At 56.5% G+C, this 18,929-nt stretch carries 19 protein-coding genes; 10 read left to right on the top strand and 9 right to left on the bottom strand.

Translation table 11 applies throughout. The features are described 5' to 3' along the window. Window positions 1-34: 34 nt before the first annotated feature. Window positions 35-670, bottom strand: coding sequence for a peptide-methionine (S)-S-oxide reductase MsrA (gene msrA, locus JK232_RS09905; RefSeq protein ID WP_101828217.1), 636 nt, complete (start codon window positions 668-670; stop codon window positions 35-37). A gap of 217 nt (window positions 671-887) precedes the next feature. Between msrA and tamA the strand changes: the two genes are divergently transcribed. Genes tamA through JK232_RS09890 form a run of 3 tightly spaced genes read left to right on the top strand, consistent with a single transcriptional unit; the run spans window position 888 to window position 6,753 of the window. Continuing rightward, window positions 888-2,624: an autotransporter assembly complex protein TamA gene (gene tamA / locus JK232_RS09900; protein ID WP_072927065.1), complete on the top strand. Its 1,737-nt coding sequence runs from the start codon at window positions 888-890 to the stop codon at window positions 2,622-2,624. Then, window positions 2,621-6,400, top strand: coding sequence for an autotransporter assembly complex protein TamB (gene tamB, locus JK232_RS09895; protein WP_212589111.1), 3,780 nt, complete (start codon window positions 2,621-2,623; stop codon window positions 6,398-6,400). The genes tamA and tamB overlap by 4 nt, the downstream gene beginning before the upstream one ends. 2 nt (window positions 6,401-6,402) lie before the next feature. After that, window positions 6,403-6,753, top strand: a complete 351-nt coding sequence (locus tag JK232_RS09890) for a gamma-glutamylcyclotransferase family protein (RefSeq protein WP_072927069.1) — start codon at window positions 6,403-6,405, stop codon at window positions 6,751-6,753. Between the two features lie 96 nt (window positions 6,754-6,849). Here the strand turns inward: JK232_RS09890 and ppa are convergent, their stop codons facing one another. Together ppa and fbp are read right to left on the bottom strand one after the other, a co-directional pair. Next, window positions 6,850-7,377, bottom strand: a complete 528-nt coding sequence (gene ppa / locus JK232_RS09885; RefSeq protein WP_072927070.1) for an inorganic diphosphatase — start codon at window positions 7,375-7,377, stop codon at window positions 6,850-6,852. 229 nt (window positions 7,378-7,606) lie between these two features. Then, window positions 7,607-8,605, bottom strand: a complete 999-nt coding sequence (gene fbp, locus JK232_RS09880; protein ID WP_072927072.1) for a class 1 fructose-bisphosphatase — start codon at window positions 8,603-8,605, stop codon at window positions 7,607-7,609. A gap of 170 nt (window positions 8,606-8,775) precedes the next feature. On the opposite strand from fbp, the gene mpl reads away from it, so the two are divergent. Then, window positions 8,776-10,143 (top strand): UDP-N-acetylmuramate:L-alanyl-gamma-D-glutamyl-meso-diaminopimelate ligase, encoded by a 1,368-nt coding sequence (gene mpl / locus JK232_RS09875; protein WP_072927073.1) that lies wholly within the window; start codon window positions 8,776-8,778, stop codon window positions 10,141-10,143. Between the two features lie 195 nt (window positions 10,144-10,338). Here the strand turns inward: mpl and JK232_RS09870 are convergent, their stop codons facing one another. The 4 genes from JK232_RS09870 to argR all read right to left on the bottom strand — a co-directional run bounded on the left by JK232_RS09870 (window position 10,339) and on the right by argR (window position 12,216). Beyond that, the gene (locus JK232_RS09870) at window positions 10,339-10,569 is read right to left on the bottom strand and encodes a hypothetical protein (RefSeq protein WP_139300261.1); all 231 of its coding nucleotides are present in this window, start codon (window positions 10,567-10,569) and stop codon (window positions 10,339-10,341) included. 90 nt (window positions 10,570-10,659) lie between these two features. Continuing rightward, entirely contained in the window at window positions 10,660-10,920 is a 261-nt protein-coding gene (gene yhcN / locus JK232_RS09865) for a peroxide/acid stress response protein YhcN (protein ID WP_072927075.1), read from the bottom strand. Window positions 10,921-11,055: 135 nt separating this feature from the next. Further along, window positions 11,056-11,319, bottom strand: coding sequence for a peroxide/acid stress response protein YhcN (gene yhcN, locus JK232_RS09860; RefSeq protein ID WP_072927077.1), 264 nt, complete (start codon window positions 11,317-11,319; stop codon window positions 11,056-11,058). Window positions 11,320-11,745: 426 nt separating this feature from the next. Next, window positions 11,746-12,216, bottom strand: coding sequence for a transcriptional regulator ArgR (argR, locus tag JK232_RS09855; protein ID WP_072927079.1), 471 nt, complete (start codon window positions 12,214-12,216; stop codon window positions 11,746-11,748). 455 nt (window positions 12,217-12,671) lie between these two features. On the opposite strand from argR, the gene mdh reads away from it, so the two are divergent. After that, window positions 12,672-13,610, top strand: a complete 939-nt coding sequence (gene mdh / locus JK232_RS09850; protein ID WP_072927081.1) for a malate dehydrogenase — start codon at window positions 12,672-12,674, stop codon at window positions 13,608-13,610. Window positions 13,611-13,702: 92 nt separating this feature from the next. Here mdh and JK232_RS09845 read toward each other — a convergent pair whose 3' ends face one another. Next, window positions 13,703-14,050 carry a helix-turn-helix domain-containing protein gene (locus tag JK232_RS09845; RefSeq protein WP_079205173.1) on the bottom strand — a complete coding sequence of 116 codons (348 nt, stop codon included), beginning with the start codon at window positions 14,048-14,050 and terminating at the stop codon, window positions 13,703-13,705. Window positions 14,051-14,475: 425 nt separating this feature from the next. Between JK232_RS09845 and JK232_RS09840 the strand changes: the two genes are divergently transcribed. Further along, the gene (locus JK232_RS09840) at window positions 14,476-14,820 is read left to right on the top strand and encodes a DNA-binding protein (protein ID WP_072927082.1); all 345 of its coding nucleotides are present in this window, start codon (window positions 14,476-14,478) and stop codon (window positions 14,818-14,820) included. Window positions 14,821-14,840: 20 nt separating this feature from the next. On the opposite strand, the gene ispB is transcribed toward JK232_RS09840, so the two are convergent. After that, on the bottom strand, window positions 14,841-15,812 hold the full coding sequence (gene ispB, locus JK232_RS09835; protein ID WP_072927387.1) for an octaprenyl diphosphate synthase: 972 nt from the start codon (window positions 15,810-15,812) through the stop codon (window positions 14,841-14,843). A 261-nt stretch (window positions 15,813-16,073) separates the two neighbouring features. Between ispB and rplU the strand changes: the two genes are divergently transcribed. The 4 genes from rplU to cgtA all read left to right on the top strand — a co-directional run bounded on the left by rplU (window position 16,074) and on the right by cgtA (window position 18,904). Continuing rightward, on the top strand, window positions 16,074-16,385 hold the full coding sequence (gene rplU / locus JK232_RS09830; RefSeq protein WP_072927084.1) for a 50S ribosomal protein L21: 312 nt from the start codon (window positions 16,074-16,076) through the stop codon (window positions 16,383-16,385). 15 nt (window positions 16,386-16,400) lie between these two features. Continuing rightward, window positions 16,401-16,658, top strand: coding sequence for a 50S ribosomal protein L27 (gene rpmA, locus JK232_RS09825; protein ID WP_072927085.1), 258 nt, complete (start codon window positions 16,401-16,403; stop codon window positions 16,656-16,658). Between the two features lie 85 nt (window positions 16,659-16,743). Next, on the top strand, window positions 16,744-17,715 hold the full coding sequence (locus tag JK232_RS09820) for a DMT family transporter (RefSeq protein WP_072927087.1): 972 nt from the start codon (window positions 16,744-16,746) through the stop codon (window positions 17,713-17,715). Window positions 17,716-17,731: 16 nt separating this feature from the next. Continuing rightward, entirely contained in the window at window positions 17,732-18,904 is a 1,173-nt protein-coding gene (gene cgtA / locus JK232_RS09815) for an Obg family GTPase CgtA (RefSeq protein WP_072927088.1), read from the top strand. Window positions 18,905-18,929 lie beyond the last annotated feature (25 nt).

The raw sequence follows: 18,929 nt of genomic DNA, 5'->3' as shown, positions 1-18,929 counted from the left end.
GGAGAAAAAAGGGCACCGGGCGGCCGTTCAGGCATTACTGCGGCAGCAGGCAAACCCCGATGCCGCCGAGGCCGCAATAGCCTTCCGGGTTTTTATGCAGATATTGCTGGTGCTCATCCTCAGCATAATAGAAGGGCAGCGCCGCGGTAATCTCCGTGGTAATCGGCCGGGTGTCGCCGGCGGCCAGCATCGCCCGGCGGAACGCGGCGAGGCTCTGCTCCGCTGCGGCCTGCTGCGCCGCCGTCAGCGGGTAAAGCGCCGAACGGTACTGGGTGCCGATGTCGCCGCCCTGGCGCATACCCTGAGCCGGGTCATGGTTTTCCCAGAACAGCTGTAACAGGGTGGCATAGCTGATGACGGCCGGGTCAAACACCACCCGTACCACTTCCGCATGGCCGGTCTGCCCGGTGCAGACTTCCGTATACGTCGGGTTTGGCGTGTAGCCGCCGCTGTAACCGGCCGCGGTGCTGTGCACGCCCGGCTGTTGCCAGAACAGGCGTTCTACGCCCCAGAAGCAGCCCATCGCAAAAATCGCTTCCTCCATGCCGTCAGGAACATGGGTCATGGAGTGGCCGGTGACCGCATGAAGGGGGGCGACCGGCATTGGCGTGGTCCGCCCCGGTAACGCGTTTTCCTGAGTAACAGGTTGAGTTTTGTCGAAATTCTGCACCACGCTGGGCTCCATTCAATAGCAGGGTAAGGATCGTTAGTTGTATCTGATTGCGTCTTTGCACACAATACATCGTCTGTTATCGATTAATTTTCTTACGATAATCAAAATTTCAGGGTTAAACGGCTACCGGCCGAAGGGATTTCGCCCATACTGATGCTGTTTTTTATGCCAGCGTGTTGCGTTACAGGACAGTAAAACATTCCCAGGAGTACGTGTGCGACAAAACCGGGTGCTTAGTATTTTATGTGTACTGCTGGCTTCCCCCCTGGCACATGCCGCAACGTTGCGGTTGCAGGTGGAGGGTTTGAGCGGGGATTTAGAGAAAAATGTGCGGGTGCGGCTTTCCGCCATCGGCAGTGATGAAGTCACGGCTGACGGGCGTTTCCGGGCCAGTGTGGATAAGGCAGTCCGCCAGGGGTTACGGCCGTTCGGCTATTACGACCCCACCATCGATTTTGAGTACCGGGCCACGCCGCCGCCCGGCCGTCCGGTGCTGATTGCGCGCGTCACGCCGGGTGAGCCGGTCAGGATTGCCGGCACCTCTGTCGTGATTGAAGGGCAGGGCAAAGACGATGAGGACTACCAGACGCTGAAGAAAAATAATATCCCGGTGAAAGGGACTCAGCTCAACCACGGCACCTATGAAAGTTTCAAAAGTTCGATTACCAATGTGGCGGTGCGCAAAGGCTATTTCGATGCCACCATGCGCAAAAGCCAGCTCGGCATCATCCAGGATCAGCATCAGGCGTTCTGGGACATCGACTTCGATACCGGGCAGCGTTACCGCTTCGGCCGCGTCACCTTTGAGGGTGCGCAAATCCGTGATGATTATCTGCAAAACCTTGTTCCCTTCCATGAGGGTGACTACTACAGCGCCAGCGATCTGGCTGAGCTGAACCGTCGCCTCTCTGCCACCAACTGGTTCAATTCCGTGGTGGTCGCGCCTGAATTCAAGAATGCCAAAGAGCACAAAGTCTTGCCGTTAAACGCGGTCGTCACGCCGCGTACCCGTAACACGCTGGAAACCGGGGTGGGCTACTCCACCGACGTCGGGCCGCGCATCAAAGCCAACTGGAAAAAACCCTGGCTTAACTCACGCGGCCACAGCCTGGAAAGCACCATGAACCTCTCCGGGCCGGAGCAGGAGCTGGAGCTCAGCTATAAAATCCCGCTGCTGAAAAACCCGATCGAACAATATTACGTGGTACAGGGCGGCTTCAAACGCGAAGACCTCAACGACACCGAGTCCGATGGGGCCACCGCCAACGTGGCGCGCTACTGGGATGCCTCCAGCGGCTGGAAAAAAGCCATCAACCTGCGCTGGAGCATGGACCACTTTACGCAGGGCAGCGTCACCAACACCACGATGCTGATCTACCCCGGTGTCAGCGTCAGCCGGACGCGCCAGCGCGGCGGGCTGATGCCGGACTGGGGCGATTCGCAGCGCTATTCGCTTGACGTCTCCGATACCGGCTGGGGTTCTGACATCGATTTTGCCGTGGTGCAGGCGCAAAACGTCTGGATCCGAACCCTGGCGGAGAAACACCGCTTTGTGGTGCGCGGCAATCTGGGCTGGATTGAAACCAACGACTTCGAACGGGTGCCGCCCTCCCTGCGCTTCTTTGCCGGGGGCGATCGCAGCATCCGCGGTTACCAGTACAAATCGATCTCACCACGGGATGATGAAGGCAAACTCACCGGTGCCTCCAAGCTGGCGACCGGCTCGCTGGAGTACCAATACAACGTGACCGGCAAGTGGTGGGGCGCGGTGTTTGTTGATTCCGGTGAAGCGGTCAACGACATCAAACAGAGCAACGTGAAGACCGGCGCCGGGGTAGGCGTGCGCTGGGCATCACCGATTGGCCCGGTAAAACTGGATTTCGCCGCCCCGGTTGGCGATCAGGAAGAGCACGGCGTCGAGTTCTACATTGGGTTGGGGCCTGAATTATGAGCCTGTTGAAAAAGATTTCTCTTGGGGTGCTGATCGTGGTGCTCCTGCTGCTGGGCACTGTCGCCTTTCTGCTCGGCACGCAAACCGGCCTGCATCTGGTGATTAACGGCGCGGCACGCTGGGTGCCGGGGCTGGAGATTAACAGCGTCACCGGCGGCTGGCGTTCCCTGACGCTGACCGGCGTGACCTATAAAATGCCGGGTGTCACCGTGAATGCCGGGCAGTTCCATCTTTCGCTGGATCTCTCCTGTTTCCGCCGCAGCCAGCTCTGTGTGAATGCGCTGACGGCGCAGGATGTGAATGTGGCGGTCAATACCCAACAGATGGCCCCGGCCGCCCCGCAACCGGAAGAAGAAGCGGGCAACAGCAACCTGAGCACGCCGTACCCCATCATCCTGCGGATGCTGCGGGTCAATAACGTTAAAGTGACCGTGGATAACACCGCGATTGCGCTGGATGAATTCCGCACCGGCTTACAATGGCAGGATCGCGCCCTGACGCTGATGCCGACGCAGATTAATTCCCTGCTGGTGGCACTGCCGACCGCCGCCCAACTGGCGCTGGAGAAGGTCACCGAACCCGCCCCGCCGGAACCGGCCAAACCGGCACCGCCTGGGCCGCCGCTGGGCGACACCCTGAAACAGCTGTTCGCCAAACCGCTGCTGCCGGATCTGCCGGAATTCCGCCTGCCGCTGGATATCACGGTGAAATCCGTGCGCGGCACCCAGCTGCGCCTGACCGGTGATACCGACGTTACCGTCACCTCACTGCTGTTACAGGCCAGCACCAAAGATCAGCATCTGCAACTCGACACGCTGGATGTGGACTCGCCGCAGGGCACCCTGAATGCCCGCGGGCAGGCCACACTCAGCGGCAACTGGCCGCTGGCAATAGACGTGAACAGCACGCTGAATGTGGACCCGCTCAAAGGAGAGAAAGCCAGGTTGACGGTCGGCGGCGGGCTGCGTGACAAACTGAACGTGGCGCTGAACCTCTCTGGGCCGGTACGCAGCGATCTTACCGTGCAGACGCAACTGGCCGAGGCCGGGCTGCCGCTGGCGCTGTCACTGAAAAGTGATGAACTGCGCTGGCCGCTGGTGGGCGAGCCGCAGTATCAGGTGAAGAATATTGACGTCAGCCTCAACGGCAAAGCGGTGGATTACCGGCTCGGCCTGCATTCTGACATCAGCGGTGTCGGGCTGCCGCCGGCTACCGTCACGCTGGACGGCGGCGGCAATGTTGAACAGTTCCGGCTGGCGCGGCTGCGGGTGGCCGCCCTCCAGGGCAACACCGACCTCAGTGGCGTGGTGGACTGGAGCAAAGCCATCAGCTGGAATACGGTGCTGACGCTGGACGGCATCAACACGGCGAAGCAGTGGCCGGAATGGCCGGCGACGCTGCGCGGCAAAATTGTCACGCGCGGCAGCCTGTATGGCGGCAACATGCAATTGCGCATTCCCGAGCTGCAACTGGACGGTAATGTGCGGCAGAACAAGGTCGAGGCGCGCGGCCAGCTCAGCGGCAATGCCGCCGGGCAGTGGGATATTCCGCAAATGCACCTGGCGCTCGGCCGCAACGCAATTGATGTGAAAGGCAAGCTGGACGAGAACTGGGCGCTGGATGCCCTGATCGATGCACCGGCGCTGGATAACGCCCTGCCGGGGCTGGGCGGCGTGGCGAAAGGCAACCTGAAGCTGCGCGGAAACCTGAAGGCCCCGCAGGTTCTGGCCGATCTCACTGCCAGCCGGTTACGCTGGCAGGAACTGCGCATCAACAGCGTCAACGTGAAAGGGGACGTGCGCTCCGGTGAGCAGATCCAGGGTGAACTGGCCGTGCGGGTGCAGCAACTGACCCAGGCTTCGCTGGCGATCCGGCAGTTAACGCTGGAGGCCAAAGGCAGCGAAAAGCAGCACCAGATGCAACTGCGTATTGACGGCAAACCGGTTTCCGGCCAACTGGCGCTGGCCGGCAGTTTTGACCGGCAGACCCAGCGCTGGCAAGGCACCCTCAATAATACCCGCTTTGATACGCCGGTCGGTGAAGTGCGGCTCAGCCGCGCAATCGCGCTGGAGTATTTCAACAATGAACAGCGCGTGACAGTAGGCCCGCATTGCTGGCTGAACCCGAATGCTGAACTCTGTGTGCCGAAAACCATCAACGCCGGGGCGAGCGGGCAGGCCAGCCTGGTGCTCAACCGTTTTGATCTGGCGATGGTCAAACCTTACCTGACGGACGATACCCGGCTCAGCGGCATCTTTACCGGCAAAGCGGATGTCAGCTGGAATGCCGCGGGCGGCCTGCCGCAGGCGGCTGTGTCGCTTTCCGGCAAAGGGGTAAAAGTCCGGCAGAACCTACAGGGCAAAACCCTGCCGGTAGATTTCGACACGCTGAACCTCTCGGCCGGGCTGGACAAGGGCCGGGCACGGCTGGGGTGGCTTATCAAGATCGCGGACAACGGCCAGCTGGCCGGTGACGTGCAGGTCAGTGACCCGCAGGGCCGCCGCAACATTTCGGGCAATGTCAGCATTAACGCTATTTCCCTGGCGATGCTTAACCCGGTGCTGTCGAGCGATGAAAAAGCCAAGGGGCTGCTGAGTGCCAACCTGCGGTTGGGCGGGAACGCCCAGCGTCCGCTGGTGTATGGGCAAATGGCGCTGGATGATGTGGATATCGACGGCTCATGGATGCCGTTTGACATTACCAACGGCCGCCTGGGCCTGAACTTCAACGGTGACAATTCCACGCTCAATGGCCTGATCCAGACGACACAAGGCCAGCTGTCGCTGGCCGGTAACGCGGACTGGGCGCAGATTGATGCCTGGCGGGCGCGCATCGCGGCAAAAGGTGACAAGGTGCGCGTGATCGTGCCGCCGATGGTGCGGCTCGATGTCTCGCCGGATCTGGTATTTGAGGCGACGCCGCAGCTCTTCTCGCTGAACGGTAATGTCGATATCCCGTGGGCGCGGATCACGGTGCAGGACCTGCCGGAGAGCGCGGTGGGCGTGTCGTCGGATGAAGTGATGCTGGATGCGCAACACCAGCCGATCGAAACGAAAAAAGCCTCGATCCCGATCAACAGCAACCTGACCGTCAACATTGGCGACAATGTGCGGCTGGATGCCTTTGGCCTGCGGGCGAAGCTGAAAGGTGCGCTCAAAGTGGTGCAGGATCAGCAGGGGCTGGGGCTGAACGGGCAGATCGATATTCCGTCCGGCCGCTTCCACGCCTATGGCCAGGATCTGATTGTGCGCAAAGGGCAGTTACTGTTCTCCGGCCCGCCGGCGCAACCGCTGCTGAACATTGAGGCGATCCGTAACCCGGAATCCACCGAGAATGATGTGGTGGCCGGGGTGAAAGTCACCGGCATGGCCGACGAGCCGAAGCTGGAGATCTTCTCTGATCCGGCGATGTCACAACAGGAAGCGCTCTCGTATCTGCTGCGCGGCCAGGGGCTGGATGACACCGGCACGGACGGCAGTATGATGACCTCGATGCTGGTGGGATTAGGGGTTGCACAAAGTGGTAAACTTGTGGGTAAAATCGGCGAGGCGTTCGGGGTAAGCAACCTGGCCCTGGATACCGCCGGGGTAGGCGACAGCTCCCAGGTGGTGGTCAGCGGTTATGTGCTGCCCGGCCTGCAAGTAAAATATGGTGTAGGAATATTTGATTCTTTGGCGACCCTGACGTTACGTTACCGGTTGATGCCGAAATTGTATCTGGAAGCGGTGTCTGGACTCGACCAGGCATTGGATTTGCTCTATCAGTTTGAGTTTTAACGATGCGAATAATTGTCTACGGCAGCTTGCGCCGCAAGCAGGGTAACAGTCACTGGATGACCAACGCCCAATGGTTGGGCGATCATGAGTTAGAGGGGTTTGACCTCTATGATCTGGGGCAGTATCCGGCGGCCGTCCCCGGTGAGGGCACGATTTACTGTGAGGTATACCGGATTAATGCCGGTATCCTTGCAGAACTGGACGAGCTGAAAAGCAATACCAAGGACTACCGCCGGGAGTTGATTGCAACGCCCTACGGCAGCGCATGGATCTACATCTATAAGCGTTCACTGGCGGGCGTGCCGCGCATTGCCAGTGGTAACTGGCTGACGCGTGAACCCCGGACACTGTGAATGCCGGGAGCTCGCCCATAAAAAAACACCGCTCATTGAGCGGTGTTTTTTTTTACAGGGTACGCCGTACATCATAAGGCGTGACGCTGATGAGTCTTACTTCTTCGCGCGCTCGAAAGAGGCCACGATTTCAGCTTTAGCGGCGTCGGCATTGTCCCAGCCGTCGACTTTCACCCATTTGCCTTTTTCCAGATCTTTGTAGTGTTCAAAGAAGTGGCTGATCTGGGCGCGCAGCAGTTCCGGCAGGTCGTTCACATCCTTGATGTGATCGTACTCTTTGGTCAGCTTGCTGTGCGGTACGGCGACCAGCTTGGCATCTTCGCCCGCTTCGTCCGTCATTTTCAGCACGCCAACCGGACGGCAGCGGATCACGGAGCCTGGTTGCAGCGGGTATGGGGTCGGCACCAGCACATCTACCGGGTCACCATCCAGGGACAGGGTATTGTTGATGTAGCCGTAGTTGCACGGATAGAACATCGCGGTGGACATGAAACGGTCAACGAACAGGGCGCCGGTTTCTTTGTCGATTTCATATTTGATCGGATCCGCGTTAGCCGGGATCTCAATCACTACATAGATGTCTTCCGGAAGATCTTTACCCGCCGGTACGTTGTTCAAGCTCATAGTGGTTTCCTTTCATCGAACCAGAATTAGAGTGCCGGCTATTATAGCCAACTCTTTTATGAATTCCTGTCCTTTTAACATGCGGTCAGCCCGGCGGGAAACGCCCAGGCCGCCGCTTGCGGTACTTTCAGACTTATCCTTCACCGGCCGGCAGGCGGCAACGCTGCGCACCCCCAATAAAAAAGGGCGATCTGACGATCGCCCTTCGGGAGTGTGCCACGGTGGCGAATCAGTTGTCCGGGTACAGCTCGATGAAACGCTCTGCGTCTTCCACCATCGAACGGGTGCCGACAAAGAATGGCGCACGCTGGTGCAGGGATTCAGGCGTAATGTCGAGGATACGGCGCATACCGTCACTGGCCTTGCCGCCGGCCTGTTCAGCCAGGAAGGCCATCGGGTTGCACTCATACAGCAGGCGCAGTTTCCCTTTCGGGTGCGAGGCGGTGCTTGGGTAGATGTAGATGCCGCCTTTCAGCAGGTTGCGGTGGAAATCTGCCACCAGCGAGCCGATGTAGCGTGAGGTATAAGGGCGCTGGGTCGCCTCATCCTGCTCCTGGCAATATTTGATGTACTTCTTCACCCCGAGCGGGAAGCGGATGTAGTTCCCCTCGTTGATGGAGTACATGTTGCCTTTTTCCGGGAAGCAGACTTTTTCATGGGACAGGCAGAACACACCCAGGGAAGGGTCATAGGTAAAGGCGTGCACGCCGCAGCCGGTGGTGTAGACCAGCATGGTTGAGGAGCCGTACACCACATACCCGGCCGCGACCTGCGCGCTGCCCGGTTGCAGGAAATCCTCTTCCCGCACCGGTGTGCCGATCGGGCTGATGCGGCGGTAGATAGAGAAGATTGTGCCGACAGACACATTGACGTCAATGTTGGAGGAGCCATCCAGCGGGTCCATCAGCACCACGTATTTGGCATCTTCCGCGCCTTCGAAGATCACGATCTCATCTTCTTCTTCCGACGCGATCCCCGCGACTTCACCACGGGCTTTCAGCGCCGCTTTCAACTTTTCATTGGCGAACAGATCGAGCTTCATCTGCACTTCGCCCTGAACGTTTGATACGCCGCTGGTCCCCAGAATATCCACCAGCCCGGCTTTATTGATATCCCGGTGGATGATCTTGGCACCGAGTTTGATCGCGGAGAGCAACGCCGTCAGTTCACCTGTGGCGTGGGGAAAATCGTGCTGCTTCTCGACAATGAATTCGCCTAACGTTTTCATGACACAATCCCTGAATCTAATGATGGAAAGTGGTTTTTGATACAAACCACCAACATAAGCGAAATGAGTTTAACGTAAAGATATGGACGATTCATAGGCAAATCCATTTCTTCTGGACGATTCCGAGCGGTAGAATACCGGCTGACCTGATGTGATCTAATGGAAATAATATGCGTATTCATATTCTTGGTATCTGCGGCACCTTTATGGGCGGGCTGGCGATGCTGGCCCGCTCCCTGGGCCATGACGTAACCGGTTCAGACGATAACGTCTATCCGCCGATGAGCACGCTGCTGGAGAACCAGGGCATCAACCTGATTCAGGGGTACGATCCGGCCCAGCTTGACCCGGCACCGGACCTGGTGATCATCGGCAATGCCATGTCACGCGGTAACCCTTGTGTGGAGGCGGTACTGGAGCGCGGCATCCGCTATATGTCCGGCCCGCAGTGGCTGCATGATGATGTGTTGCATGATCGCTGGGTTATCGCCGTGGCCGGTACGCATGGAAAAACCACCACGGCCGGCATGGCAGCCTGGATCCTCGAAGCGTGCGGCTACCAGCCCGGCTTTGTGATTGGTGGGGTACCGGGGAACTTTGATGTCTCCGCCCGGCTGGGCAACAGCCCATTCTTTGTGATTGAAGCCGATGAGTATGATTGCGCCTTCTTTGATAAACGCTCCAAATTCGTGCATTACAGCCCGCGCACGCTGATCCTGAATAACCTGGAGTTTGATCACGCCGATATCTTCGACGATCTGAAAGCGATCCAGAAACAGTTCCACCATCTGGTGCGCCTGGTGCCGGGCCAGGGCAAAATTATCCTGCCGGAAAATGATGCCCACCTGAAGCAGGTGATGGCGATGGGCTGCTGGAGTGAGCAGGAGTTCCTCGGTGAAAACGGCACCTGGCGTGCTGCCAAGCTGACGCCGGACGCCAGCCGTTTCGAGGTCTTCCTGAATGGCGAGCGCGTGGGCGAAGTGAACTGGTCGCTGGTGGGTGAACACAATATGCACAATGGCCTGATGGCGATTGCCGCGGCGCGCCATGTGGGCGTTTTGCCGGCGGACGCCTGCCGGGCGCTGGATAACTTCATCAACGCCCGCCGCCGCCTGGAGCTGCGCGGTGAGGAGAATGGCGTCACGGTGTATGACGATTTTGCCCACCACCCGACGGCCATTCTGGCGACCCTGGCGGCGCTGCGCAGTAAGGTCGGTGGTACAGCACGCATTCTGGCCGTGCTGGAACCCCGCTCGAATACCATGAAAATGGGGATGTGCAAAAACGAGCTGGCACCGTCGCTTGGCCGGGCTGATGAAGTCTTCCTGTTCCAGCCGCAGCATATTCCGTGGCTGGTCACCGAAGTCGCTGAGGAGTGTATCCAGCCCGCGCACTGGAGCGCCGACGTGGAGACGCTGGCCGACATGGTGGTGAAAGCGGCCCAGCCGGGTGACCATATCCTGGTGATGAGCAACGGCGGCTTCGGCGGTATTCATAACAAGCTGCTGGAAAAGCTGGCGGCCAAAGCGGCCCGGTAAACGTTACCGGCAGTGATAACCGCACCGGCTACGACAATTCCGCGGGCTACGACAATTCCGCGGGCTACAAAAACAGGGAGGCATTCGCCTCCCTGTTTTTTTGGGCAACGCCCCGCCTTCACGTCATTCCAGGCAAAAAAAAGCCCCCAAACGGGGGCAATGGGGTTCGTCGGATAGGACGAGGGTACATCTGGATCAGAGCGGGCGGGTATGCCACTCCTGGCTTTCCAGCACGCCGTAGCGGTGAGGTTCACTCACCTTTTTTTCAATGGCTTTTACCGTCAGTGCGTGTGGCAGCGTCAGCGGCAGCATTTCTGCATGTTGCGTGTTCCCCTGGGCATCATTCGCCTCTACAGGGGCCGCCGACACACTCCACGAAAGGGCAGCAAGCAACCCACACACGGCCGGTATAACTTGTAATGACACGATCTATTCCTGAAGAGATAACCCGGCACCCTCTTAACGTAATGGTTTGAGTAGGGAGAGGGCGCCGGCAAGGTTCCAGAGGGGGAGTGCTTATTGGTAAATCTCAGCGGTGGCGTGGTAGTTGCCGTTCTGATAGGCCTCAATCACGCGGTAGGCTTTCGCCCCTTTGCTGTCCGCTTTCTCTGAGAGTGCCTGGCGGATATCAGACGGAGAACCGCTGACACCGCTGACACTGATGGTGCCTGCCGGGGTCAGGTTGCTGTCCGGCGCAGTAATAAGCTCAGCGGCAGAGGCACCGGCAGAGACAACAGAGAGCAGGGCCAGGGCGGCCAGGGTTTTTTTCATGTTCATGATGATGTTCCTTAATGTTGGCTGACAACCGTTAAGGCCATATCACAGGTATTGCCTGCCGGTTGTTCTGATGCATTGCCGGGATCACCGATCCCTCAGGGATTCACTGACGTGCGTTTTACCGGGCACGTTTTATTACTGGTAGATTTCTGCAGTCGCGTGATAGTTGCCGTTGTTATACGCCTCGATAACCCGGTAGGCTTTTGCGCCTTTATCATCCGCTTTTTCAGACAGTGCCTGACGGATGTCAGAAGGTGCTGCGCTGACGCCGCTTACAGAAATGGTGCCCATAGGTTGCAGAGAAGCGGCCTGATTGGCATCGATAGATTGTGCTGCAAACGCGCCGAATGACAGTGCAGAAAGGATGCTGGCAGCCGCGATGGTTGTTTTAATGTTCATGGTTTAGCCTCGTCGTATTTTATTATTCGTTAGGAAACTGTGAGTTTCATCACGGAAAGAAGTATACGCCTGGTAACATTCGAAAATAAATAGGACGCTAATAGTTTTTGAGGTTACTTTGAGGGGCTTTGTGAGTTTTTAATAACCAAAAAGCATAAAAATTGTATAAATCGTGAACATTTATGGTTAATTTTTCGTAAGATCAAACATCTAGGATGATTTAACTAAATGTGCTGTTCATAGCAGTGATAATCACTGCTGAAGCAGGGAAGTGCGCAGCAATATGCGTAATGCAGGTAACGCACTGGAATTATCACTCAGGGACAATGAGCAGGCAGAGGGGCGGAAAAGGAGAAGGAGAGGGGGCAGCATACCTACCGCAATGGCCCGGCCAGCCTGGCCAGTACCCTTGCGGTATCACACCGGTTACAGCTCTTGTTCAAACAGGCCGAGAATGGCCTCATAGAGTTGTTTCACCGAAAAGCCATTTGCCGGGGTGGTAAAGATGGTGTCGTCACCGGCGATGGTGCCGAGAATGCCCTCCGATTTACCCAGCGAATCCAGCAGGCGGGCGATCAATTGTGCGGCGCCTGGGCTGGTGCGAATCACCACCACGGCATCGTTATAATCCACATCCAGCACCAGATTCTTCAGCGGGCTGGTGGTCGTCGGCACACCCAGTTCAGCGGGCAGGCAATACACCATCTCCATTTTGGCATTACGGGTGCGTACCGCGCCAAATTTGGTCAGCATCCGCGAAACCTTGGACTGGTTAATATTATCAAAACCTTCTTCCTGCAGCGCCTGGACAATCTCGCTTTGAGAACTGAATTTTTCTTCTTTCAGCAGCGCCTTAAAGGCTTTGATCAGATCTTCTTGTTTTGCGGGATTACGCATATTGCACCGTGAAATAGCTAAAGTTGACGTCATTATTATGCATATAATTGAATTTTTATGCAATGTCGAGAGAGGGCCTGCATCATCTGAGGCTTACTCGCACAAGGAAAGGCGCGAAGTGTAGCAAAATCATTGTGTAATGAATATGCCGTTTGGGCAGGGTTTTTAGCCGGGTGGCAATATGTAGAATTCTTATTAAGATTATGTTGTTCAAATGTTGTGCATCGATGCCACACGGCTCACGGTTAGCAGGCTGTGAATCATGTCATACTCTGCAGGCACGTTGTGCACTATGATCTTCATTTACTTCGCAGTTTCCTTAATGTTCGGGCTGAATTATCGCCTAAGCCCGCACAGGCCCTGTTAATGGTTTGTGGTGGATCACGCGATGACGTAAAGTATTAATGTTCTGAATTCACAGCATTTTTACGTTTACCATAAAAAAGGAGTATAGGATGAAAGTTGCAGTCCTCGGCGCAGCCGGCGGTATTGGTCAGGCGCTCGCCCTTTTGCTTAAGACCCAATTGCCTTCAGGTTCGGAACTCTCTCTCTATGACATCGCACCCGTCACGCCCGGCGTGGCCGTCGATCTCAGCCATATCCCTACTGCAGTAAGCATTGAAGGTTTCAGTGGTGAAGATGCCACCCCGGCCTTGCAAGGCGCTGACGTGGTATTGATCTCTGCCGGGGTGGCACGTAAGCCGGGTATGGATCGCTCTGATCTGTTCAACGTCAACGCCGGGATTGTGCGTAACCTGATCCAGCAGGTCGCGAAAACCTGCCCCGGCGCATTGATCGGTATTATCACCAACCCGGTTAACACCACCGTGGCCATTGCGGCTGAAGTACTGAAAAAAGCCGGCGTATACGACAAAAACAAATTATTTGGCGTGACCACCCTGGATACCATCCGGGCGAATACCTTTGTGGCTGCGCTGAAAGGCAAACAGCCGGAAGAGGTTGAAGTGCCGGTCATTGGCGGGCACTCCGGTGTCACTATCTTGCCGCTGCTGTCACAGGTGCCGGGCGTCAGCTTCTCTGAGGACGAAGTGGCAGAGCTGACCAGGCGTATCCAGAACGCCGGGACAGAAGTGGTGGAAGCCAAAGCGGGCGGAGGTTCAGCCACACTCTCTATGGGCCAGGCTGCCGCGCGTTTTGGCCTGTCGCTGGTGCGGGCGCTGCAAGGTGAAAGTAACGTGGTAGAGTGCGCGTATGTTGAAGGGGAAGGCCGCTATGCCCGTTTCTTTGCGCAACCGCTGCTGTTGGGTAAAGAGGGCGTGGCTGAACGCCAGGATATCGGCACATTAAGCGCATTTGAAAAACAGGCGCTGGAAGGGATGCTGGAGGTATTGCGCAAGGATATCGAACTGGGGGAACAGTTCGTTAACGGGTAAAATTCGTTAACGCATAACTTCCCTATTACCGCTGGCGCTATGCCAGCGGTTCGTTTTCGGGGCCGGAATCCGGGCTGGCTTCAGCGGTTTTTTCAACCGGGATTTTTCACCCCGGCGCGCTCCTTTCTCACCAACGGCTGCGGCACTCTCTTCGGCAAAGGCTGTTGCAGTTTCTTCGGCAAAGGCCGGCGGGTTGTCCGCTCAATCGGTAACAGCGTCTCTGCATCAAAATAACGGCTGGGCCAGATGCGCTTCGGGTGAACACCCAGAGCGTGGGCAATAATCCATTCTCCCTTAGGCCAGGGGCGGTAAAGCACGTTGGCCAGGGTCGAGGAACTCAACCCCGCTTTACGTGATAATGCCGCCATTGACGTGCCCCTTTTATGCAGGGCAGAAATAATATCTGCTGAGTGCCAATCCGCCTTTAGCTTGATGTTCATTCCCTTTGTCCTTACTCGTCCACATGCACATGTTGCTTAAAATCCTGCGTGCATTTTGAGAAATTCATAACATCAAATTTAGTAAGTTTGCGCAAATAACTTTCTGAAAGACGGTAAGAATGTGTGCTCATCAACAAATAATGGCTGTAAATGCAGTGAAATAAGCCAAACGAAACAGAACGGTAATGTTTTCCATCAATCATTTACGGAGTATGTATTAATGGTTTTTATAGAAAATTAACGAAAATTTATCTGAAAAATCCCTGAAAGCGGGCAAGGGGTCTGAAAAATCTGTGCATCCGCGTTTATACGCGTAATTTTGGTGTGGTCTTTGTGGGTGAATGGTATAACAGAGGGGTTAAAAACACGCGGCAGTGATCAGGGCGTGTCCTGTCTTAACCGGGCATTCAGACGCGAGAAGGATAATGAAACAAGCGTGGTTTACGGCCAAAGAGCTGGCAGAAGTGTATAGCCTGCCTTCAACCCCACAGGGCGTAAATGCCAGAGCCCGGCGCGAAGGCTGGGACAGGCGGCGCCGTCATGGCGTACAGGGAAAAGCGGTGGAATATTCTATCCGGAGTTTACCGGCCGCCGCCGTCGCTGAATTGACGAGGCAGTGTTCTGGCGTCGTGCCCGGAAAGCCTGGGAAAAGCCCATTAACGATCTGGATCGAGGGCTATCACCAACTGACCGACGCGCAACGCCGGCGGGTGATCGCCCTGATTGTCAAAGAGGGGATGCAGGGGCTGCTTAACCGGCTGCCCCGGTGACCAGGCAGCCGGTTATTGCCTCAGTACTCGCGTTTCACGGCCAGGTGCGCCAGCCCTTCCAGGGCGCGGCGGTATGGCGTGTCCGGCAGGATGCTCAGGCAGGCAATGGCTTTATCCGCTTCTTCTTCCGCACGCTGGCGGGTATAGGCCAGTGACCCGGCCTGATGCATGGTTTCCAGCACCGGCTCCAGCAGATGGCGGCCGTTGCCTTCCTCAATCGCCTGACGGATCAGTGCAGATTGTTCGGCATTGCCGTGTTTCATGGCATGTAACAGCGGCAGGGTCGGTTTGCCTTCGTCCAGATCATCGCCGGTATTTTTGCCCAACGTGCTGCCATCGGCATCGTAATCCAGTAAATCGTCGATGAGCTGGAAAGCGGTGCCGAGGTAACGGCCATAGTCCTGCAACGCTTTTTCCTGCTGCTCGGTGGCATCTGACAGGATGGCCGAAGCCTGCGCCGCCGCTTCAAACAGCCGGGCCGTTTTACTGTAGATAACCCGCATGTAACTCTCTTCGGTGATGTCCGGATCGTTACAGTTCATCAGTTGCAGCACTTCGCCTTCGGCAATCACATTGACCGCTTCAGACATCAGCGCCAGTACACGCAGTGACTCCAGGCCGGTCATCATCTGGAAGGCACGGGTATAGATAAAATCGCCGACCAGCACGCTGGCTGCGTTGCCGAAGGCCGCATTCGCCGTGGCTTTGCCGCGGCGCATATCTGACTCGTCAACCACATCATCGTGCAGCAGGGTGGCGGTATGAATAAATTCAATCAGGGCCGCAACGGTGACATGTTTCTGGCCGGTATAGTTGAGCGCGCGCGCAGCCAGAACTGCGATCATCGGCCGGATGCGCTTGCCGCCGCCGCTGATGATGTAGTAGCCCAACTGGTTGATCAGGGTGACATCAGAGTTGAGCTGGTCGAGAATGATCGCGTTTACGGCCGCCATATCTTGTGCGGTTAAGTCGGTAATCTGTTCAAGGTTCATTGTGTTTTTTTCTATTAGGATGCTCTTCACCATGAATGGGAGCACCGCACGCAGCGGCTCATCGTAGTAACAGTACCATTGATTGTACTTGAAAAATGGCATAGATAAACGTCGCGAAATGAGCTGTGCTTTTTTTCTTCTTCTGACTTTATTCTGCTCTTGTCATGCGATGCTTTTTTGCGTAGAATTCGCGCCCTATTGTGAATATTTATAGCGCGCTTTGAACTACTAAAGGCGAGTGCGCGGAAAGCGGAGTTTTATATGTACGCGGTTTTCCAAAGTGGTGGTAAACAACACCGAGTAAGCGAAGGTCAAACCGTTCGCTTGGAAAAGCTGGACATCGCAACTGGTGAAGCTGTTGAGTTTGACCAAGTGCTGATGATTGCCAATGGTGAAGAAATCAACATCGGCGTTCCTTTCGTCGATGGTGGCAAAATCACCGCTGAAGTTGTGGCTCACGGTCGTGGCGAGAAAATTAAAATCGTTAAGTTTCGTCGTCGTAAACACTACCGTAAGCAGCAGGGCCACCGTCAGTGGTTCACTGATGTGAAAATCACCGGCATCAGCGCTTAAGTTTAGGAGCATAAAATGGCACATAAAAAGGCTGGCGGCTCGACTCGTAACGGTCGCGATTCCGAAGCTAAACGTCTGGGCGTGAAGCGCTTTGGCGGCGAAGCAGTACTGGCAGGCAGCATCATCGTTCGTCAGCGCGGGACCAAGTTCCACGCAGGCACCAACGTAGGTTGCGGCAAAGACCACACTCTGTTCGCACTGGCTGACGGTAAAGTTAAGTTCGAAGTAAAAGGCCCGAACAATCGTAAATTCATCAGCATCGTTGCTGAATAAGTTTTTCGAGCCTTACTGGTAGATGTAAGCCCCGCAATTCTGTTGCGGGGCTTTTTACATTTTAGAGTGGACGTCGGGGCAGGATATGGAAACCAGGCAGCAGGCAGGCATCGGCATCATGCTGGCATTGACCACCGCCGTATTTTGGGGCGCATTGCCAATCGCGATGAAACAGGTACTCCAGGTCATGGACCCGTTTACCGTTGTCTGGTACCGCTTTACCATGGCCGCACTGGGCCTGGGCGGGCTGTTGGCTGTCAGGGGGAATCTGCCGCCGTTACGCTTGTTCGGCAAGCCGCGCTGGCTGGCGCTGCTGGCGGTTGCCACGGCAGGGTTGCTGGGGAACTTCATCTTTTTCAGCTCCTCGCTGCAATACCTCAGCCCGACAGCCTCACAGGTGATTGGCCAGCTTTCGCCGGTTGGGATGATGATCGCCAGTGTGTTCATCCTTAAAGAGCGGATGCGCATTACGCAGGTGATCGGCGCAGCGATGCTGATTTGCGGGCTGATCATGTTTTTCAACAACAGCCTGATTGAAATTTTTACCCGGCTGACCGATTACACGCTGGGCGTCTTGCTCGGTGTGTGCGCCGCGTCCGTCTGGGTCTGCTATGGCGTGGCACAAAAGGTTCTTTTGCGTCGCCTGGCATCGCAACAGATCCTGGTAATGTTGTACACTTTGTGTGCAGTCGCGCTTTTTCCTCTGGCGCATCCGGGGATGATCATGCAATTGAGCGGCTGGCAACTCGCCTGTCTGCTGTTTTGTGGCGCCAACACCCTGATTGGCTATGGCGCGCTGGCTGAGGCCATGGCGCGCTGGCAGGCGGCACAGGTAAGTGCCCTGGTGACGCTGACACCGCTGTTTACCCTGCTATTTTCGAATTTACTGGCATTGGCCTGGCCGCATTTCTTCGCGGTGCCTGCGCTGAATGTGGTGGGATACCTCGGGGCGATCGTTGTGGTGTCAGGGGCAATGTTTTCCGCAATTGGCCACCGTTGGTGGCCCGGGCGGACAGAAAAAAGTCTGGTTGCTTCATTAAAGCCCTCAGACGAATGATTTACGGAGACAGCAAATGAAGTTTGTAGATGAAGCCACGATTCTGGTGGTGGCAGGTGATGGCGGCAACGGGTGCGTGAGTTTCCGTCGCGAAAAATATATTCCTAAAGGCGGCCCGGATGGCGGCGACGGCGGCGACGGCGGTGATGTCTACCTGCTGGCTGATGAGAACCTGAATACCCTGATCGACTACCGTTTTGAGAAGTCTTTCCGGGCAGAACGGGGTGAAAACGGCCAAAGCCGTGACTGCACCGGTAAACGCGGCAAAGACATTACCATTAAGGTGCCGGTCGGGACGCGTATTATCGACCAGGGCACCGGTGAAGTGGTGGGCGATTTGACCCGTCACCAGCAGCGCCTGATGGTCGCCAAGGGCGGTTTCCACGGCCTTGGTAACACCCGCTTCAAGTCCTCCGTTAACCGTACTCCGCGCCAGAAAACCATGGGCACGCCGGGCGAAAAGCGTGACATTAACCTGGAGCTGCTGTTGCTGGCAGACGTCGGGATGCTGGGCCTGCCGAACGCCGGTAAGTCGACCTTCATCCGTGCGGTTTCCGCGGCGAAGCCAAAAGTGGCGGACTACCCGTTCACCACGCTGGTGCCGAGCCTGGGTGTGGTGCGTATGGACAGCGAACAGAGCTTCGTGGTGGCTGACATTCCTGGGCTTATCGAAGGCGCATCGGAAGGCGCAGGCCTCGGCATTCGCTTCCTGAAGCACCTGGAGCGTTGCCGCGTGCTGCTGCACCTGGTGGATATCGCCCCGATCGATGAATCTAACCCGGTTGAAAATGCCCGTGTCATCATCAACGAGCTGAAGCAGTACAGCGAAAAACTGTCTGAGAAGCCGCGCTGGCTGGTGTTCAACAAGGTTGACTTGCTGGACGATGAAGAAGCGGAAGCCCGTGCCAAAGCCATTGCGGAAGAAATGGGCTGGGAAGGTAAATACTACCTGATCTCAGCAGCAAACCGCGCTGGGGTAAATGCCCTGTGCTGGGATGTGATGAGCTTCCTGAACACGCAGCCGCGTGAAATGGCCATCGAAGAGAGCAAGCCGGAAAAAGCAGAGTTCATGTGGGATGATTACCACCGTGAACAGCTGGCCGAAGCTGAGGCTGAAGCAGAAGAAGAGTGGGATGACGACTGGGATGAAGATGACGACGAAGGCGTCGAAATCATTTACCAGCGTTAATCTGCGGAAAAAAGGCTGCCTTCGG

Origin of the sequence: Nissabacter archeti (assembly GCF_018257325.1) — a bacterium.
Taxonomy (GTDB): domain Bacteria; phylum Pseudomonadota; class Gammaproteobacteria; order Enterobacterales; family Enterobacteriaceae; genus Chimaeribacter; species Chimaeribacter arupi.
Note: the sequence above shows the minus strand (reverse complement) of the source record. Positions and strands in the feature narration are given on the sequence as shown.

Bases quoted from the DNA above. Each gene is read 5' to 3' on its own strand.
- ispB (WP_072927387.1), bottom strand. From the start codon at position 15,812: ATGAACCTTGAACAGATTACCGACTTAACCGCACAAGATATGGCGGCC.
- JK232_RS09820 (WP_072927087.1), top strand. From the start codon at position 16,744: ATGGAAACCAGGCAGCAGGCAGGCATCGGCATCATGCTGGCATTGACC.
- tamB (WP_212589111.1), top strand. From the start codon at position 2,621: ATGAGCCTGTTGAAAAAGATTTCTCTTGGGGTGCTGATCGTGGTGCTC.
- rpmA (WP_072927085.1), top strand. From the start codon at position 16,401: ATGGCACATAAAAAGGCTGGCGGCTCGACTCGTAACGGTCGCGATTCC.
- fbp (WP_072927072.1), bottom strand. From the start codon at position 8,605: ATGAAAACGTTAGGCGAATTCATTGTCGAGAAGCAGCACGATTTTCCC.
- argR (WP_072927079.1), bottom strand. From the start codon at position 12,216: ATGCGTAATCCCGCAAAACAAGAAGATCTGATCAAAGCCTTTAAGGCG.
- rplU (WP_072927084.1), top strand. From the start codon at position 16,074: ATGTACGCGGTTTTCCAAAGTGGTGGTAAACAACACCGAGTAAGCGAA.
- yhcN (WP_072927075.1), bottom strand. From the start codon at position 10,920: ATGAACATGAAAAAAACCCTGGCCGCCCTGGCCCTGCTCTCTGTTGTC.
- JK232_RS09840 (WP_072927082.1), top strand. From the start codon at position 14,476: ATGAAACAAGCGTGGTTTACGGCCAAAGAGCTGGCAGAAGTGTATAGC.
- cgtA (WP_072927088.1), top strand. From the start codon at position 17,732: ATGAAGTTTGTAGATGAAGCCACGATTCTGGTGGTGGCAGGTGATGGC.
- mdh (WP_072927081.1), top strand. From the start codon at position 12,672: ATGAAAGTTGCAGTCCTCGGCGCAGCCGGCGGTATTGGTCAGGCGCTC.
- mpl (WP_072927073.1), top strand. From the start codon at position 8,776: ATGCGTATTCATATTCTTGGTATCTGCGGCACCTTTATGGGCGGGCTG.
- JK232_RS09890 (WP_072927069.1), top strand. From the start codon at position 6,403: ATGCGAATAATTGTCTACGGCAGCTTGCGCCGCAAGCAGGGTAACAGT.
- JK232_RS09845 (WP_079205173.1), bottom strand. From the start codon at position 14,050: ATGAACATCAAGCTAAAGGCGGATTGGCACTCAGCAGATATTATTTCT.
- yhcN (WP_072927077.1), bottom strand. From the start codon at position 11,319: ATGAACATTAAAACAACCATCGCGGCTGCCAGCATCCTTTCTGCACTG.
- ppa (WP_072927070.1), bottom strand. From the start codon at position 7,377: ATGAGCTTGAACAACGTACCGGCGGGTAAAGATCTTCCGGAAGACATC.